The organism is Candidatus Eisenbacteria bacterium (assembly GCA_016235265.1).
Taxonomy (GTDB): domain Bacteria; phylum Eisenbacteria; class RBG-16-71-46; order RBG-16-71-46; family JACRLI01; genus JACRLI01.
In genome coordinates, this window is the sequence record JACRLI010000014.1 from 46,533 (window position 1) to 63,559 (window position 17,027).

The 17,027-nt window shown below is 72.0% G+C and carries 14 protein-coding genes; 4 read left to right on the forward strand and 10 right to left on the reverse strand.

Annotated elements, in window-relative coordinates:
- From HZB25_06760 to HZB25_06795, 8 genes are all read right to left on the reverse strand, one after another.
- Nucleotides 1-210 (reverse strand): SRPBCC domain-containing protein (locus HZB25_06760; protein ID MBI5836925.1); only part of this gene is annotated, 210 nt, incomplete at its 3' end.
- 472 nt (nucleotides 211-682) lie between these two features.
- Nucleotides 683-949 (reverse strand): hypothetical protein, encoded by a 267-nt coding sequence (locus HZB25_06765; protein ID MBI5836926.1) that lies wholly within the window; start codon nucleotides 947-949, stop codon nucleotides 683-685.
- Between the two features lie 214 nt (nucleotides 950-1,163).
- Complete coding sequence (locus HZB25_06770) at nucleotides 1,164-4,712, reverse strand: sigma 54-interacting transcriptional regulator (GenBank protein ID MBI5836927.1); 3,549 nt, start codon at nucleotides 4,710-4,712, stop codon at nucleotides 1,164-1,166.
- Nucleotides 4,713-4,758: 46 nt separating this feature from the next.
- The gene (locus HZB25_06775) at nucleotides 4,759-4,950 is read right to left on the reverse strand and encodes a DUF2892 domain-containing protein (GenBank protein ID MBI5836928.1); all 192 of its coding nucleotides are present in this window, start codon (nucleotides 4,948-4,950) and stop codon (nucleotides 4,759-4,761) included.
- A gap of 106 nt (nucleotides 4,951-5,056) precedes the next feature.
- Nucleotides 5,057-5,344: a hypothetical protein gene (locus tag HZB25_06780; GenBank protein ID MBI5836929.1), complete on the reverse strand. Its 288-nt coding sequence runs from the start codon at nucleotides 5,342-5,344 to the stop codon at nucleotides 5,057-5,059.
- Nucleotides 5,341-8,526 (reverse strand): efflux RND transporter permease subunit, encoded by a 3,186-nt coding sequence (locus HZB25_06785; GenBank protein MBI5836930.1) that lies wholly within the window; start codon nucleotides 8,524-8,526, stop codon nucleotides 5,341-5,343. The genes HZB25_06780 and HZB25_06785 overlap by 4 nt, the downstream gene beginning before the upstream one ends.
- Before the next feature lie 8 nt (nucleotides 8,527-8,534).
- Nucleotides 8,535-9,713: an efflux RND transporter periplasmic adaptor subunit gene (locus HZB25_06790; protein MBI5836931.1), complete on the reverse strand. Its 1,179-nt coding sequence runs from the start codon at nucleotides 9,711-9,713 to the stop codon at nucleotides 8,535-8,537.
- Complete coding sequence (locus HZB25_06795) at nucleotides 9,710-11,011, reverse strand: TolC family protein (protein MBI5836932.1); 1,302 nt, start codon at nucleotides 11,009-11,011, stop codon at nucleotides 9,710-9,712. The genes HZB25_06790 and HZB25_06795 overlap by 4 nt, the downstream gene beginning before the upstream one ends.
- Before the next feature lie 118 nt (nucleotides 11,012-11,129).
- On the opposite strand from HZB25_06795, the gene HZB25_06800 reads away from it, so the two are divergent.
- From HZB25_06800 to HZB25_06815, 4 genes are all read left to right on the forward strand, one after another.
- Nucleotides 11,130-12,137 carry a sigma-70 family RNA polymerase sigma factor gene (locus HZB25_06800; protein ID MBI5836933.1) on the forward strand — a complete coding sequence of 336 codons (1,008 nt, stop codon included), beginning with the start codon at nucleotides 11,130-11,132 and terminating at the stop codon, nucleotides 12,135-12,137.
- Nucleotides 12,134-13,114, forward strand: a complete 981-nt coding sequence (locus HZB25_06805; GenBank protein MBI5836934.1) for an ATP-binding cassette domain-containing protein — start codon at nucleotides 12,134-12,136, stop codon at nucleotides 13,112-13,114. Before HZB25_06800 ends, HZB25_06805 begins: the two co-directional genes overlap by 4 nt.
- Nucleotides 13,114-13,830: a hypothetical protein gene (locus HZB25_06810; protein MBI5836935.1), complete on the forward strand. Its 717-nt coding sequence runs from the start codon at nucleotides 13,114-13,116 to the stop codon at nucleotides 13,828-13,830. Before HZB25_06805 ends, HZB25_06810 begins: the two co-directional genes overlap by 1 nt.
- A 100-nt stretch (nucleotides 13,831-13,930) precedes the next feature.
- Nucleotides 13,931-15,022 carry a deoxyhypusine synthase gene (locus HZB25_06815; protein MBI5836936.1) on the forward strand — a complete coding sequence of 364 codons (1,092 nt, stop codon included), beginning with the start codon at nucleotides 13,931-13,933 and terminating at the stop codon, nucleotides 15,020-15,022.
- Between the two features lie 41 nt (nucleotides 15,023-15,063).
- Here the strand turns inward: HZB25_06815 and HZB25_06820 are convergent, their stop codons facing one another.
- On the reverse strand, nucleotides 15,064-16,230 hold the full coding sequence (locus HZB25_06820) for a hypothetical protein (GenBank protein MBI5836937.1): 1,167 nt from the start codon (nucleotides 16,228-16,230) through the stop codon (nucleotides 15,064-15,066).
- A gap of 91 nt (nucleotides 16,231-16,321) precedes the next feature.
- A complete protein-coding gene (locus tag HZB25_06825; GenBank protein ID MBI5836938.1) occupies nucleotides 16,322-16,939 on the reverse strand; it encodes a dihydrofolate reductase in 618 nt (205 codons plus the stop codon).
- Nucleotides 16,940-17,027 lie beyond the last annotated feature (88 nt).

Here is a 17,027-nt window from a genome sequence, read left to right on the forward strand (position 1 = left end):
GAGAAACTCGAGCAGCCGGCAGCCCCGCGTGCTGTGGCGCTCGGGGGACTCCGGCTCGAAGGATAACTCGAAGGCGCCGCCTTCCCAGGGCTCCACGCGCACCACCTGCGCGAACCACTGGGCGATGCTCTCGGCGTCCGTCCATGCCCTCCAGACCTCGGCGATGGGCGCGTGGATCCAGATCCTGTGCTCGAGAGGCTGGCTCTTCATGCGGGGCTCCTTCCCGGCAGTCACGGACCTGCCGCCCGGGCGAGGGCGGCGGAGCGTCCATGCGGGGGACAGCGGCGGAGGCGCCCGAGCCTCCCGGCGGACGCCCTAGGGTACACAGTCAACCCCCGGGATATCAAACGGAATCGGGCGGAGTGAGATGCGGCGACCGCCCCCGCGTCGCCACGCTCTCAACTCCGCCCGAAGTTGTCAGGCAGGATGCAAACCCGCTATGTCAGGAAAATCGGGTGAGGGGAGAGGAGCAAACCGCCCCCGCGTCTGCGACCCCGTCCCCCCACCCTTCGAAAACTCTCCACGGAAATCGATGCTGCGCAGCCGGCGGACAACTCGGTTTCACGCGCGCCCTTGAGCGCCCCCGCCTCTGCGACGCACGCTAGCGCGGCCGCCGCCGGCTTGCGCAGCATCACGCATCTTCGGGCCCCGTCCGCTGCGGTCGCGAGCCCGGCGGACCGAACTAGCTGGTCGCCTCCGCACCCAGGATCCAGCGGTCGAGATACCGTGGCGCGTGTTCCAGGATCACCCGGTCGCGCCTGTGGGCCAGGAACTCGAGCGTGGGCTGGTCGATGGCCAGCAGGCCCTCGAGGTCCAGCGTGATCCGGCTCTCCGAGTCCAGCAGCCCCTCGAGGAACTTCCGGAGTTCATCCCCGAAGGTGCCCAGTGCCCTGCCCTCTATCTTGAAGTGGCAGCTGCCATTGTCGGCCAGCCGGGATATTCGGATCATGAGCGCGGGCTCCCAAGTCGTGTCTGAACATCGGACATTGCACGGAGTATGCCATGGAGTGACATGGACCCGAGAGTTCCATTACTGAATTGTCGTGCATAGACTTGGTGGGTGGGGTTGGCTCAGAATTCGGTAACGTCTATTCACACTCACGACTAAATATCGCCATATGACCATATTTAGTCCAACAGACGGCTATATATCGTCGCTTCGGCTATTGCAGGAACTCGTGCCGGGAGATCCCCAGCTTCTTGATCTTCGAATTGAGGGTGGTGCGCTTGAGAGCCAGGATCTCCGCCGCGCCGCCGGGGCCGGCGATCCTGCCCCCGGCGCGCCGCAAGGCGGCGAGGATGTGGGTGCGCTCGGCTTCCACCAGGCTGCCGGCGACGGCCGCGGGGAGGAACGGCCGGGCGGGCCGGGCCGGCTCTTCAGGCTGCCCCGGGCTCAGCAGCGACGGGTCGAGCCGCAGCTCGTCTCCGTCGCACAGGATCACGGCGCGCTCGATCACATTCTGCAACTCGCGGATGTTCCCGGGCCAGGAGTAGGCGATCATCCGCGCCTCGCTCTCCGGCGCCAGCCGGGTGATGTTGCGGCCCATGCGCCGCGCCAGCCGGTGCAGGAAGTAGTAGGCCAGCACCGGGATGTCCTCGGGCCGCTCGCGCAGCGGGGGGACGTAGATGGGGAACACGTTCAGCCGATAGAACAGGTCCTGGCGGAACCTGCCGTCGGCCACCGCGACCTCGAGGTCCCGGTTGGTGGCGGTGATCACGCGCGCGTCGGTCTTCTGCGTGGTGCTGCTGCCCACGCGCTCGAACTCCCCCTCCTGCAGGACGCGCAGGAGGTTCGACTGCACGTCCGGCGACAGCTCCGCGATCTCGTCCAGGAAGATCGTTCCGCCGCGCGCCAGCTCGAAGCGACCCAGGCGCTGGGCAAAGGCCCCGGTGAACGCCCCCTTCTCGTGGCCGAAGAGCTCGCTGCCGATGAGGCTCTCCGGCAGCGCGGCGCAGTTGACCTTGATGAGCGGGCGGTCGGCACGGGCGCTGAGCCGGTGGACCGCCTCCGCCACCAGCTCCTTGCCGGTGCCGCTCTCACCGCGGATGAGCACCACCGTGCCGGTGCGGGCCACCTTGCGCACCAGCTCGCGCACCCGCGCCAGGGCGGGGCCGACCCCGATGATCTCCTCGAACCCGGCCACCTCGGAGAGCTCCTCCTTGAGATAGCGGTTCTCCAGCTCCAGCTTCTCCTCGCGCCGCTGGATCTCGATGTAGCCCCGCCCGGCCTCCAGGGTGAGCCCCAGCTGCTGCGCGATGCGCGCGAACACGTCCACGTCGGCCGCGGGGAAGGCCTCCTGCCGGGGGGAGACCAGCCACAGGACGCCCACGGTGCGGCCGTGGATCACCATCGGGACCAGGGCCGAGACCCGGAAGCCCAGCGCACCCAGGCTTTCCGCCGCCGCGGGCCACAGGCGCTCCACCGGGAGGCGCCGCGGCTGGCCGGTGGCCAGGACCTGCGCGACCGGCAGGTCCGCCCAGCGAAATGGGCGCCACAGGCGCGACTCGCGGACTGCGGGCGCGCTGGTGGCGACCGGCCGCATCGTCTCGCCGTCCAGTTCCACCATGATCGCGGCGTCGGAAGGCTCGAAGCGCACCAGCCGCCGCACCGCCGGGAGCACCTCCTGGAGGATCTCCTGGGGGTCGCGGTACACGGTGAGCGCGTTGGCCAGCTCCAGCAGGTTTCGCTCGCGTTCCGCGAGCCGCAGGTTCTCGGAGTGGGCCCGCGCGTTCTCCAACGCCAGCCCGAACTGCTGGGCGGCCCGTCCCACCAGCCGCAGATCGCCCGGGGTGAGCGCATCGGGGCTCTGCGAGGCCAGCGCGAACACCGCCACCGCCTGGTCGCGGCCGGGAACCGGGACATAGGCCAGGGTGCGCAGGCCGGCGGCACGCAGGGCGTGCGATCGCTCGGAATCCTGTTCCTCCAGGACGTAGCGCGCGGGGCGGCGGGTCTCGATCGCCACGCGCGCATCGGATTCGCGCCACCGCTGGACCAGGGCCAGCCCGCCGGGATCGTCCTCGGACTGAGCGGGGTTGATCGGGCGCATCCACTCGCCTTCGATCGAGAACACCACGCTGCGGTCGAAGTCCACCAGGCGCTGCAGCGCCTCCATCATCGCCGGGTACACGTCGCGGGGGTGGTGGAAGGAGGCCAGCGTGTTGGTGATCTCCAGCAGGTCGCGCTCGCGCTGGGCCAGCCGCTGCACCTCGGCGAAGGCGCGCGCGCCCTCCAGCGCGGCGCCGAACTGGCGGGCCGCCTGGCGCAGGAAGTCCATGTCGCCGGGCGGAAACGCGTCCGGGTCGCGCGAGACCAGCGCCAGCTTGCCCACCAGCTGGCCCCGCAGGATCACCGGCAGCACCAGGCTGGCGACGTATCCGTTCGCCAGCGACCACACGTGGTCACTGTCGCCACCCTGCCCGCCCTGCCGGCGCACCCCGTTGCCGGCGCGCAGCGACTCGGCGACCAGGGTGTCCTCGAGGCGATGGCGGACGAAGATGGCGTCGCGCGCCTCCGGCGGCGCGTCGGTGGCAAGCGGGACGTACCACTCGTCGCGCAGGTCGAAGGAGGTCGCGAACTCGAAGGGGCATATCCGGCGCAGCCCGGACACCAAGGTGTCGAAGACCTCCTGGACATCCAGCTGTCCGCTCAAGGATGCGCGCAGCTCCCGGAGGTTGCGCTCCCGGGTCGCGGCCAGCTGGGCGTGCTCGTGCTCGCGGAAGCGCTCCACGGCCTGGCCCAGAAGCCGGGCGGCGCGTTGCACCAGGTCGAGATCGTCCGCGCCGTAGGCGTCCGGGTCACTGCACCCGGCGCTCAGCGTGCCGAACACCGCGCCGCCGGCCAGTACCGGCGCGCCCAGCGCGCACCGGAACCCCAGGCGGGCGAGCGCCTCGAACTGCGGGAAGTGGCTCTCCCCGAAGCGGTACAGGTAGGGCTCCCGGCGCCGGATGGCGCCCTCGAGGTGCGAGCCGGCCCACTCGTATTCCAGCGGACCGCTCTCGATTTCCGGGACGTTGTCGCGGAAGAACAGGGCCCGCACGCGCTCTCCGTCGAGCCCGAAGAGCACCAGTCGGTCGTAGACCATCACCCGCGCCAGCGCGTCGCACACGGCCTGGAACGCCAGGCCCAGGTCCGGGGCCGGCAGGGCCTCGGCGGCGATGTCCACCAGCGCCCGCTCGCGGGCCACCGCCGCGCGCAGCTCCGCGCGCGCCTCCACGTCGGACAGCGCCTGAGCGAACGGTTCGCACAGCTGCCCGAAGCGGGCCACCTCCTCCTCCGTGAAGGGGGAGTTCCCGCCGCGGCCCGCCCGCAGCGCGCCCAGCCACTGGCCCGGGGCGCCGAGCGGCACCATGGCCACGCGCCGGATGCCGCGGCTGCGGCAGAGTTCCTCGTCGGGGTAGCGCAGTTCCCCGGCCTGCAGGTCGCCGGAGATGTAGGGAATCCCGGATGCCATCGCGTGCGCGTAGGAGGTGCCCTGGAGAGGCAGGGCCGCGCCCGGGGAAGGCAGCAGCCCCTCCGGGCCCACGGCCACCAGTCTCACGGCACGCCGCGTGGGCAGCAACAGGGCCGCTTCGAGGCCGTCGCAGGGCACGGCCTCGCGGACCAGCGCGAAGAAGCGCCGGAGGAGTTCGCCGGAGTCCGGGGCGCCGAAGAGCTCGCGCGCGGCGCGGACCAGGATCCCGGGGTCCGGATTCTGGGGTTCCAGGTGGGCCATCAGGGCAAGCGTAGCACAACCGACAAACCGGTGGCCCCCGCCCGGGCTAGGTCTTCCGGAGGCCCGCCTTTTCCAGGATCCACATCATGGGGCACCAGCGGCTGAACGCGGACTGGAGCAGATTGAGCCCCACGAACGCCGTGAACGCGAAGAACCACGGGTCAACCCAGTAGCCCAGCGCCACCGAAGCCACCACGAACAGGCCGGCGACGGCGCGCAGCGCCTCGTTGATGGTCATGTTGGATTCTCCTTTCCGTCCCGCCACGCGCTCGGTGGCGGGACGCTCCGGGTGTAGGTTCCGATCCTGGGGCGCCACGGGCGACAGCGGGATCGACGCGGTACTCTCACGCCTGCCGTTCCACCGGCAGGAGGAAGATCCTGGTCACCGTATCGCCGCATTCGTCGCGGCAGCGCACCATGCCTTCGAAGATCCGGTCCGCGTCCGCGTCCTCGGCCACCACCATCACCGCCGCCAGGGCGCCGGGGTGAACGCGGTCGCCGGTGTGCAGGCCGGTCCTGCCGGCGCCCTCGACCACCGGCATCACGCTGTAGCCGGGCGCGCGCAGCTCCACCAGCTTCTCGCGCAGCGGGTCCAGCCGCACCGCGTCGGCCACGATCCAGAGCATCTTCATGCGGCCACCTCCTTGCGCTCGCCGCGGCGGCGAAGCAGGTAGTAGAGCACCGGGACGGCCACCGGCGAGATTACCGTGGCGGCCACTTCGCCGCCGATCAGGGCCACCGCGAGGCCCTGGAAGATGGGATCGAACAGGATCACGGCACCCCCAACGGCCACCGCCGCGGCGGTGAGCACCATGGGCCGGAAGCGGATCGCGCCGGCGTCGATCACGGCCTGCCGCAGGCTCAGGCCCTGTGCGCGCCGCAGCTCGATGAAGTCCACCAGGATCACCGAGTTGCGCACCGTGATGCCGGCCCCGGCGATGAACCCGATCATGGACGTGGTGGTGAAGAAGGCCCCGATCAGCGCGTGCGCCGGCAGGATGCCCACGAGGCTGAGCGGGATCGGGATCATGATCACCAGCGGGGTGGTGAACGACTTGAACCAGCCCACGGTGAGCAGGTAGATCAGCACCAGGACCACGGCGAACGCCGCCCCCATGTCGCGGAACACCTCGTAGGTGATGTGCCACTCGCCGTCCCACTTCACCGCGTACTTCTCGTCGCTGTCGGGCACCTTGGTGCTCAGCTGGTGCACCCTGCCGCCGTCGGGCGCCACCAGGCTGTCCACGCGCGGACGCAGCGCCCCGATGGCGTACACCGGGCTCTCCTCGCGGCCGGCCACGTCTCCCAGCACGTACAGCACGCGGTGCAGGTTCTTGTGGTAGATCTCCGGGGGCGCGGAATCCGCCTGCGCCCGGGTCAGCTCGCTCATCGGCGTGCCGCCGCCCGCGCCCATGCGGAGCGCGGACAGCGCCGCCAGGTCGCCGCGGTCGGCGGTGGACAGGCGCACCTTCACCGGCACCGCCTCGGCCTCGGCCGGGGCCCGCAGCGAGCCCACCGTCCGCCCCGCGAAGAGCGCGGACGTGGCGTCCACCACCTGGGCGGCCGGCACGCCGGCCAGCACCGCGCGGTCGCGGTCCACCACCAGCCGGGTGCGTGGCTGGTTCTCCGCCAGCAGCAGGTCGGTGTCCACCACCCCGGGCGTACTGCGGAACACGTCCCACACCTGGTGGGCGAGGCGCCGCTGGCCTTCGGGGTCCGGGCCGTAGACCTCGGCCACCAGCGTGCTCAGAACCGGCGGGCCGGGCGGCACTTCCACCACCTTCACGCGCGCGCCGTAGCGCGCCGCGATGGCCTCCATCGCGGGTCGCACGCGGCGGGCGATGGCGTGGCTCTGCTGCCGGCGCTTCCCGGGCTCCACCAGCTTCACCTGCACCTCGGCGAAGCGCGGGTCCTCGCGGAAGTCGTAGTGGCGCACCAGGCCGTTGAAGGTCACCGGCGCGCCCAGGCCGGCGTAGGTCACGGTGTTCTCCACCTCGGGCTCGCGGCTCAGCCGGGCGCTCACCTCCGCGGTGGCGGCCAGGGTGGCCTCCAGCGGCGTGCCCGGCGGCAGGTCCAGCAGCACCTCGAACTCGCTCTTGTTGTCGAACGGCAGCATCTTCACCGTGACCAGGCGCACCGCCAGCAGCCCCACGGCGAGCACGAAAAGCAGTCCCATGACCGCGAAGAAGCCGCCGCGCGCGCGCCCGTCATCCAGGAGGCGGCCCATGGCCCGCCGGTACAGTCGACTCAGCGCGCCCTCCGGGGCGGCCTCGCCGTGCGCGCCGTGCGCGCCGCCGGGCTTGACCACCCGCAGCGCCGCCCACGGCGACACGATGAAGGCCACCGCCAGCGAGAACAGCATCGCCAGCGACGCGCCGATGGGGATGGGCTTCATGTAGGGGCCCATCAACCCGCCCACCGCGGTGAGCGGCAGGATGGCGGCGATCACCGCGAACGTGGCCAGCACGGTGGGGTTGCCCACCTCGTCCACGGCCTCGATGACCCGCTGGTCCACCGGCCGGCCGTCCTTCATCTGGAAGTGGCGGGCGATGTTCTCCACCACCACGATGGCGTCGTCCACCAGGATGCCGATGGAGAAGATGAGCGCGAAGAGCGTGACCCGGTTCAGCGTGTAGCCCAGGAACAGGTACAGGAACAGCGTCAGCGCCAGGGTGACCGGGATGGCCACCGCCACCACCACCGACTCGCGCCGGCCCAGCACCAGCGCGATGAGCAGGATCACCGAGAAGGTGGCCAGCAGCAGGTGGAACATCAGGTCGTCGGACTTCACCTTCGCGGTCTCGCCGTAGTCGCGCGTGGTCACGGTGGCCACGTCGCTGCCCAGCAGCGCGGGCCGCAGCTCCTCGATGCGCCGGTGCAGGAACTTCACCATCTCGGTGGCGTTCACCCCGGGGCGCTTGGACACCTCCAGCGTCACCGCCGGGTGCCGCGCGCCCTTGTCGTCTCCGAAGAACACGTACTGCGTCCGCTCCCCGGGGCCGTCGGCCACGCGGGCCACCTCGGAGAGGCGCACCGGGCGGCCTCCCCGGGCGGTCACCGCCAGTGCGCGCACCTGGTCGGCGGTCTCGAACGGCGACTCCGCGCGCAACGCCCGCAGGGCGCCGCCCTGCTCCGTGCCGCCGGCAGGGAAGGACATGCCGGCGCCCGAGAGCGCGCCCATCAGCTCGTTCACCGTCAGGCCCAGCGCGGCCATGCGGCCGGGGTCGGGCTCGATGCGCACCTCGCGCGGCTCGCCGCCCAGCACCCGCACGCGCGCCACCCCGGGCGCCTTGCGCAGCTCCACGGCCAGCTCGGAGGCCACGCGGCGCAGGGCGTTCTGGTCCATGTCGGCGCGCGTGGGGCTCCACAGGGTCACGCCCAGGACCGGCACGTCGTCGATGGAGCGCGGGGACACGGAGAACACCTGCGCGCCCGCGGGCAGGTCGGGGCCCACCTCGTCGAGGCGCGTGCGAATCCGCACCAGCGCCTGTTCGGGACTGGAGCCCACCTTGAAGCGCGCGATCAACAGGGCGCCGTCGGTGGCGGTGGTGGAGTAGAGGTACTCGAGATCGGGAATCTGCCACAGGCGGCGCTCCACCAGCGTGGTGAGCTGGCGCTCCACCTGCGCGGCGGGCGTGCCCGGCCACGCGAGGCGGATGTCCACCATGGGCACCTTGATCTGCGGCTCCTCCTCGCGCGGCAGGGTCAACAGGGCCATCGCCCCCAACAGCACCGAGGCGATCACGATGAGCGGCGTGAGGCGCGAGTGCAGGAACGTGCTCGCGATGCGCCCCGCGAGCCCCACGGTCGGGATCTTCTGCGTCATCGGGACACCGTCACCGGCCGGCCATCGGAAAGCCCGGCGGGGGAGACGGCCACGTCCTCGCCGCGCCACAGCCCGGCGAGCACCTCCACCTCGGCGCCGGCCTGGCGGCCGAGGCGCAGCCAGCGCAGCGTGGCGCGGCCGTCGCGGATCACGTAGACGCCGCTCAGCTCCCCGCGGCGCACCAGGCTCGAGACCGGCACGGTCACCGGGCCGGCGGCGGAGGCGCTTGCGGCCGTGGCGGGGCTCGCGGCCGTGGCGGAGCCCGCGGCGGCGTCCCTCGCCCCGTCCGCGCCGTCCGTCGCTTCCGCCGCACGTCCCGCCTCTGCCGCGTGCCGTGCGTTTGCCGGGGCTTCGAACTTCACGCGCACGAACGCGCCGGGCTCCGGCCGGCCCGCACCGCCCGCGGGGCGCAGGTACAGGGTGCGGGTCCGGGTGGCGAAGTCCACCATGCCGTCCAGGCGGGCGATCTCCGCGGGGCGCCACGGGCCCTCGCCCACCTGGAAGAGCACGCGCGCCGAGCGGGCGCGCTCCACCTGGGCTTCGGGCACGGCGGCTTCAATCTCGTCGGCTGCGTCGGAGCGGATGTCCAGCAGCGGCTGACCGGGGCCCACACCGGCGCCCGGGTCCACCCGGCGCCGCACCACCACGCCGTCAAAGGGCGCGGGGATGGCGGTTCCGCTGATCAGTTCCTCGAGCCCGGCGCGGGCCTGCTCCCAGCCCGCGTCGGCGGCGCGCCGTTCCATCTGCGCCCCCTCCAACTCGCGCAGCGCGGCCACCCGCCCCGCGAACAGCGAGTCCATGCGGGACTCCTGCAGCCGCGCCTGGTCGCGCCGCAGCGTGGCGGCCGAGAGCCCGGCGCGGGCGGCATCCAACGCGCGGCGGGTCTCCTCGGCCTCGAAGCGGGCGAGCACCTCGCCCCTGCGGAAGTGCTGCCCCTCGCGCAGCGGCAGTTGCGTTAGGCGCGCCGGGATGCGCGCGGTGACGGTCACTTCCTCCCGGGCGCGGGCGCGGCCCGGCAGCACCACCTCGCCGGCCTCCGCGGCGCCACCGGCGCGGAAGGTGGTCACGGTCACGGGCGCGGCTTCGGCGGGCTTGCGCGCCTCGCCGCCGCCGCAGCCCGTGGCCAGGGCCGCCAGCGCGGCCGGGAGGATCCATCGAAACCGGTAGCTGTTCATCTCAATTCCCCGATCGCGTGCAGGTGGCGGTAGCGCGTGAGCAGCAGGTTCACGCGCGCGTCGACTTCCCCCAGGCGCGCCTTCGCAGCTTCCGCGTCGGCGGCCAGCAGTTCACTCAGCGGCAGCAGCCCGGCCCGGTAGCGGTCCTGGGCGAAGCGCAGCCCCTCCTCGGCGGCGGCGCGGCCCATCCGGGCGGCCTCGAATCGCCGCGGCGCGATGTCCGCCTCCGCGCGCGCCCCGGCGGCCGCGACTTCCAGGTCGCGCTCGGCGGCCTGCGCGTCGGCGCGGGCCATGCGGGCCTGGGCCTGCGCGGCGCGCCACTCGTTCACGCGTCGCGCGCCGTCCCACACCGGCAGGTCCATGGCAAGGCTCGCCATCCAGCGGCGCTCCGCGGGGCCCTGCGCGGGGTCGCGGTACCAGTTCAGCGTCACCCGCCCGTTCAGCGAGGGCAGCAGGCGCAGCCCGGCGCGCTTCGATTCGATCTCAAGTGCCGCGGCGCGTTCGCGCGCGGCGCGCACCTCGCCGCGATCCGCGGCTTCGCCGAGGGGAGCGTCTGCGGCAGGGGCGGATGGGTCGGCCAGCTCGGACGGATTCACCGTGGCGCCCACCAGGCGCGAGAGGCGGGCGATGGCCACTTCGCCTTCGGCCTGCCGCCCCAGCCACGCGGCCCGGGCCCCGGCCAGGCGGGCGGCCGCGAGCAGCGTGTCCAACTCGGGCACCTGCCCGGTGCGGAAGCGCGCCACCGCGGAGCGGCGCTGCTCCAGCGCGGCTTCCAGTGAGAGCGAATCGGCCTCCAGTGCGCGGCGGGCGCGCCACGCGCCGGCGTAGGTCTCGGCCGCGCGCAGCAGCAGCCCGCCTACCGCGGCCTGTTCTGCGGCGGTGGCGGCCCGACGCAGGTGGCCGACCAGCGCCGGCGTGGTGACTTCCCCGGCACCGTTGAAGATCGGCTGGTCCAGCACCAGGCCGTACTGCCAGGCGGTGCGAGCCGGAGGGCGGTTGAGCGCCTGCACGTCGAAGTCGGCCTGCGTGAAGCGGCCCTGCCACAGCTTCTCCGAGAACAGGAGCGCCGGGTCGTCGCTGCGCAGGACGCTGCCCTGCAGTCGCAGCTGGGGCGAGAGCCCCGCCCAGGCCGAGGCGCCCTGGGCGCGGCCCGCCTCACCCCGGGCCCGGGCGGCGGCGATGGCAGGGTCCGTGGAGCGCACTGATTCCAGCACGCGCTCCACGGTCCAGGGCTCGGCCCCGGCCCCGCCGGGTCCCGCCAGAAGCAGCGTGAGGAGCCCGGTCAAGTTTGCTAGCATGTGTCTGGTCTTCAAGTTACCCCCAGAGGATTCCAACGGAGGACGGCGTGACGATGTCGAAGGGTAGGGGCCATTTGGGGCGGAAAGGATTCGCTCCGACCCCCGCACCGGGCGGGCCATGGACGCGGTGACGGCGTTCCGGGACCAGGCGGCGCGGCGGCCCGGATCCCGAAAGGCGGCCCTGACGCCGGCCGAGGAGAGGCGCCTGGTCCGGGAGGCGCGCTCCGGGGACGCCCGCGCGATGCGCCGGCTCCTGGAGGGCATTTCCGACTCCATCTATCGATTTTCCAAGGGGTTCTGCCGCAACGAGACCGACGCCGAGGACGTGATGCAGGGGGTTCTGACCGCGGTCGTCCGCAACCTGGACACCTTCCGAGGGGAGTCCTCCCTGACCACGTGGGCCTACACGGTGGCCCGGAACGCCTGCACCCGCTTCCGCCGCCGGGCCGCCAGTGCCCCCGACCGCTTCGAGTCCCTGGACGCCCCGGGTTCGGAGGAGTCGGGCCCGCTGCAGGTGGCCGATCCCGGCGAAGACCCCGCCGAGCGCGTGGAGCGCGGCGAGCTGCGCGCCATGCTGGAACAGGCCATCGCCGCCCTGCCCGCACCGCAGCGCGAAGTGCTGCTGCTGCGCGACGTGGAGGGCATGCCGGCCAGGGACGTGGGCCACGTGCTGGGGCTGGGGGAGCGGGCTGTGAAGTCCCGCCTGCACCGCGGGCGGATCGCGCTGCGCCGCGCGCTCGCCCCGTACCTCGCGGGGGAGGCGATGCCGGGGCGTCGCGGTCAGGCGGCCAAGCCGGCCCGCCGGGGCCGGCGGGCGGCAGGAGCCGGAGACCCGACCCGCGTCGTCACGCGCACGGCCGGCCCCGCGGGCGCCCCGCCCGCGGGCGCCCACTGCCCCGACACCGCGCGCATGCTCAGCCGCTACCTCGAGGGGGAGCTGGATTCCAACGTCTGCGCGCGCCTGGAATCGCACGTGGCGACCTGCGCGAACTGTGGCGACGCCTGTCGCACGCTGCTGTCCGCCCTTGGAGCCTGCCGCGCCTGGGGCGCGAAACCGCTCCCGCCCGGGGAGCGGGCCCAGGTGCGCCGCGCCATCCGCGCGGTGCTGGACGCCGAGGCGCGATGAGCCCCGGGCCGGCCGCGCCCCCGGCGTCCCCCGCGGGGCCTTGCGCGCCCGTGGCCGTCCTGGAGCGCGTGTCGCGCCTGCACCGCAGCGGCCGCGGCGTGGAGGAGATCAGCCTGGAGGTGCGCCCCGGCGAGGTGCTGGGCCTGCTCGGACCGCGCGGCTCCGGCTGCACCACGGTGCTGCGGCTCCTGGGAGCCCAGCTCGAGCCCGGCCCCGGTCGCCTGGCCCTGTGGGGCCGAGACGACCGCCGCGGACGCCGGGCGCAGCGGCGCCGCATCGGCTATCTCGACGGGCGCGACGCCCACTTCCCGGCGCTCTCCGGATTCCACAACGCCTATTTCCTCGCCAGCCTGCACGGTGCGCCCCGCGAGCGGCTCCTGCCCCGCGTGGACGGGCTGTTTGACGAGCTGGAGCTGCGGGCGCTGCGCGACCTGCCGGTTTCCTCCTACGACGCCGACGCCCGCCGCCGACTCTCGCTGCTGCAGGCGCTGGCCCACCAGCCCGAGCTGGTGCTGCTGGACGAACCGCTGCTCAACCTGGGGTACAGCTCGGAGGTGTGCGCCCGCCACGTGATCGCCGGGGCCGCGGCGCGAGGGGCCGCGGTGGTGCTGGCCACGGCGCGGGCGGCGGAGGCCGAGGCGCTGTGCCGCCGGGTGGCGGTGATGCACCTGGGCCGGGTGGTGGCGCAGGGCACGCGCGACGAGCTCATGGAGGGCCTGGAGGCCCACGCGCAGGTGACCTGCGAGCTGGCCATGCCGGTGGAACCCGGCCCGTTCCGCGCGCTCCCGGGGGTGCTGCAGGTGGCCGCGCACGACAACTCGGTCACCTTCCTGGTGCGCCGCGGCAGCGGCTTCGTGGACACCGTGGTGGCCGAGGTGGCGCGCTCCGGGGGGCAGCTGGTGAACCTGCACGTGCAGGCCGCGGGGCTGGGGGAGGTGTACCTGAAGCACACCGGCATGCGACTGGAGCCGCGCTGATGCTGCCCGTGGGACTGTGGCGCCGCGAGGCGCTGGAGCTGAGGTCGCAGCGCGGGCCGCTCGTGCGGGGCATGCTGGTGCCGCTGGCGATCGCACTGCCGCTGCTGGGCGGCAACCCACCGGCGTTCCACGAGGCCGCCGCGTACACCACCCTGCTGGCGCTCACCGGCGCCCTGGCCGCCGGGCGGCGCGCTGCGGGGCTCATGGCCGAGGGCATCCCGACCCGCCTGCTGGCCACGCCGGCGTCGCCGTACCGGCTGTTCGCGGACGCTCTGGCGGTCCAGGTGTGTCTCGACTTCGTGCGCGCGCTGCCGCTGCTGGTGGCCATCGCGGCGCGCCACCACTCGTCCGCGGCGGGGTTCGCCGCCCTGCTGGCCTCCGCGGTGCCGGCGCTGGTGTTCGCCACCCTGGCCGGCGCGGCCGCGGGCGGGCTCGCGGGATCGCGCGCGGAGGTGCCCGTGTACGCGCTGGTCGGGCTGCTGCCGGCGCTCTTCGTGGCGGGTGCCTACACACCGCCCGACGAGCTGGCCGCCTGGCGCGTCGCGCTGGCAGGAGCGCTGCCGCTGTCCGGCCTGCGCGAGGCCATGCAGGCCGTGACCACAGGCACGCCCCCGCCGCCGCTCGCCCGGTGCGCGGGACTCTCGTGCGCCACGGCCGCGGCCTGGACCGCGCTGGCGCTGCTGGAGCTGAGGCGGCGACTGCGGGGGATGGAGTAGGGGCCACCCTTCGCCACCCTTCGCTTGTCCCCCCCGGACCCATCTGTTAGCTTCCGACCGATCCTGACCCACGCATCCCGACGTCCCGAGGAGAATCGCCATGTCCGGCCACAAGTACCTGTCCGGCCCGCGGCTGGAGCCGAGGCCCATCCACTCCGCCATCACCGTCACCGAGCTGGTGGAGCACACCTTCCTGGCTTACAACGCGGCCCGCCTGCGCGAGGGATGCCGGCTGTACACGGAGCGGATGCTGCAGCCGGACACGGTGGTAGGCATGTCGCTCACCGGCGCGCTCACTCCCGCGGGCGTGGGGATCTCGGCGCTCATCCCCCTGATCCGCGCCGGGATGATCGACTGGGTGGTGTCCACCGGCGCCAACCTGTACCACGACGCCCACTACGGGCTGGGCCTGGCCATGCACTTCGGCAGCCCCTCGGTGAGCGACGTGGACCTGCGCAACGAAGGCGTGGTGCGCATCTACGACATCTTCTTCGACTACCGCGTGCTGCTTTCCACCGACGAGTTCTTCCGCAAGATCATCGATGCGCCGGAGTTCCAGCGCACCATGAGCACCGCCGAGTTCCACTGGCTGGCGGGGAAGTACCTGCACGAGCGCGAGAAGGCGCTGGGCCGCGGCGACCAGTCGCTGCTTTCGGTGTGCCACCAGTGCGACGTGCCGGTGTACACCAGCTCGCCGGGGGACAGCAGCATCGGCATGAACATCGCCGGCAAGGCGCTGTTCGGCTCGAAGCTGCTGCTCGATCCCAACCTCGACGTCAACGAAACCGCGGCGCTGGTGCTGGACGCCAAACGCAAGGGGAAGAGCGGGGTGCTGCTGATCGGAGGCGGCTCACCGAAGAACTTCGTGCTGCAGACCGAGCCGCAGATCCAGGAAGTGCTGGGCATCGAGGAGAAGGGCCACGACTTCTTCCTGCAGATGACCGACGCGCGCCCCGACACCGGCGGCCTCTCCGGCGCCACGCCCTCCGAAGCGGTGTCCTGGGGAAAGGTGGACCCCGACCAGCTGCCGGGCACGGTGGTGTGCTATCTCGACAGTACGGTGGGGCTGCCGATCCTCACTGCGTACGCGCTGGCGAAGCACGCCCCGCGGCCGCTGCGGAGGCTGTACCGCGAGCGGGGGCGGATGATGGAGGAGCTGAAGGAGGCGGCGGCGAAGGCGGGGAGGGTGTAGGGGGACCATGGTTCTTCGTCCCGGAGCGGGCCGCCGCGTCGTCATCTCCCAGCGGCAAGAACGCGGGACAGGGCTGGGAACATCGAGGTCTCCAAGCGTTCACGCAGCCTGTTCTCGTGGCCCCCGGAATACGTCATCAGTTCGCTGTGTATTCCCGCAGTCGACATCAACTTGGAGACATGGCGGCACCCCGCAGTGATCCATGGATACTCGTCGTTCTCGCCGACATCGATCGCGATGAATGACAGTTTCCTCAGATTGCCCAGGTTCTGTTGGATCTTCTCATCCCACTTGCCGAACCCTCCTTCGAATCTCTCCCAAACGGCCGGGTCCCTTGCGAACTCCTCCCCCTGGCGACGATAAGGATACTCCAGCCTGAGGCCGTTTCCCCCGGACCCCGGAGCGAAAGCCGCACTGTAGGCCAGAGCAAACAAGGGGTAGGTGTCGAAGGTCTGGTTCCAGTAACTCGCCTGGGCGAGGAGCGTAACCTCGCTCCGGCAGTTCTCGATGACGCCGACGGTATCCAGGAAGTCACAAATACGCTGACGGACGGTTGCGTTCGCGAAACTGGGATGGGTTTCCAGGCCGCCAGGAGCGGCCAGTCCGGGGGAGAGCGCGTAGACGGCTGCGAAGACGTCTGGATGGCGCATGGCGATGTTCAGGGCACCGAACCCGCCCATCGAATGGCCGGATATTGCCCGCGCCCGGGGAGCGGCGATGGTGCGGTAACTGGCATCGATGCGGCCCACCAGATCTCGAACGACGAAGTCCTCCCAGTTGCCGTTGACCGTGGAGTTGATGTAGAAGGATCCACCGAGCGGCGTGAGCCCGTTCGGGATGACCACGATCATCTCCCCGATCTTCTTCTCTCCAATCAGCCGGTCCATGGCCTCCTGGAGCAGGAATCCCTGGTAGTACGGCACGTGGGTGTAGAGGAAGATCTGGTCCGCAAAGCCCGTGAGAAAGTAGACCACCGGATAGCGCCTCTGAGCGTCAGCGCCGTACGATGGCGGCAGGTAGACCACGGTCCGCTCGGCCGGCGGCATACGTATCAGACTCCGGGCCAGGGAGGGCGCCGGCACATCGATCATCTCCATGGAGCCGACCGGCGACTCGGGTCTCGCTGCCTCGCCCTGGCCCTGGGCCAATGCGGGTGCGACCGAGAACAGGAGCACGAGAATCATGGTCCGCGCGAGCAACTGCCTCATCGTCCCTCCTTGTGACGCGGCACCCTGGCATCCTTCCGGTATGCCCCGCGCGAGTCCGCTGCACGCGCATGTTGGGCGGCGCCGGCTCTTCCTACTCAGTCCTCCACGTCGCGGTGCGCACCTCGCCCTCCCGCACATAGCGGGTGATCAGCACACCGCCAGGCGAGCTGGTCGAGCGCGCCAGGGTGAAGGCCGACGCTTGCGCGTCGTCGCCGAACAAGCGCTTGCCGCGGCCAAGTACGACGGGCACGGTGACGAGCCGTAGCTCGTCCACCAGCCCGGCGGCGAGCAGTTGGCGCACCACGTCGCTGCTGCCCTGCGTCAACAGGTCGCCGCCGTCCCCGTGTTTGAGCGCGCGTATCGAGTCGGCAAGGTCGCCCTCCAGCGCATGACTGTTCTTCCAGGCAAGCGTGCCGGGTCGGTGCGTGGCCACGTGCTTGGGGACGCTGTTGAACAGGTCGGCGACGGGGTTGCCCGCTTCGGGCCCTACGCCCGGCCAGAACGACGCGAACATGTCGTAGGTTCGACGCCCCAGCAGCAACTCGAACGGCTGCGCGAACATGTCCTGGGCGGCCTGGTCGATGGCCTCGTCGTCGTAGGGTGACGCCCAGCCGCCGAAGCGGAATTCGCCGGGATCCTCGTCGGGCCCACCAGGAGCCTGAATGACGCCATCGAGACTGATGTAGGCGGCAACGATGAGCTTGCGCATGGTCTTCTCCAGGTTCGTCCTCACCAAAGTTCCCGGAACGGAATGCCTGCAACCACGGCGACCATCCAGTTACATTCCCCGGCGGACA

What these genes read in the sequence shown, in the direction of transcription:
- HZB25_06810 (MBI5836935.1), top strand. Translation starts at nt 13,114, where the DNA reads ATGCTGCCCGTGGGACTGTGGCGCCGCGAGGCGCTGGAGCTGAGGTCG.
- HZB25_06805 (MBI5836934.1), top strand. Translation starts at nt 12,134, where the DNA reads ATGAGCCCCGGGCCGGCCGCGCCCCCGGCGTCCCCCGCGGGGCCTTGC.
- HZB25_06770 (MBI5836927.1), bottom strand. Translation starts at nt 4,712, where the DNA reads ATGGCCCACCTGGAACCCCAGAATCCGGACCCCGGGATCCTGGTCCGC.
- HZB25_06820 (MBI5836937.1), bottom strand. Translation starts at nt 16,230, where the DNA reads ATGAGGCAGTTGCTCGCGCGGACCATGATTCTCGTGCTCCTGTTCTCG.
- HZB25_06815 (MBI5836936.1), top strand. Translation starts at nt 13,931, where the DNA reads ATGTCCGGCCACAAGTACCTGTCCGGCCCGCGGCTGGAGCCGAGGCCC.
- HZB25_06765 (MBI5836926.1), bottom strand. Translation starts at nt 949, where the DNA reads ATGATCCGAATATCCCGGCTGGCCGACAATGGCAGCTGCCACTTCAAG.
- HZB25_06775 (MBI5836928.1), bottom strand. Translation starts at nt 4,950, where the DNA reads ATGACCATCAACGAGGCGCTGCGCGCCGTCGCCGGCCTGTTCGTGGTG.
- HZB25_06800 (MBI5836933.1), top strand. Translation starts at nt 11,130, where the DNA reads ATGGACGCGGTGACGGCGTTCCGGGACCAGGCGGCGCGGCGGCCCGGA.
- HZB25_06825 (MBI5836938.1), bottom strand. Translation starts at nt 16,939, where the DNA reads ATGCGCAAGCTCATCGTTGCCGCCTACATCAGTCTCGATGGCGTCATT.
- HZB25_06790 (MBI5836931.1), bottom strand. Translation starts at nt 9,713, where the DNA reads ATGAACAGCTACCGGTTTCGATGGATCCTCCCGGCCGCGCTGGCGGCC.
- HZB25_06780 (MBI5836929.1), bottom strand. Translation starts at nt 5,344, where the DNA reads ATGAAGATGCTCTGGATCGTGGCCGACGCGGTGCGGCTGGACCCGCTG.
- HZB25_06795 (MBI5836932.1), bottom strand. Translation starts at nt 11,011, where the DNA reads ATGCTAGCAAACTTGACCGGGCTCCTCACGCTGCTTCTGGCGGGACCC.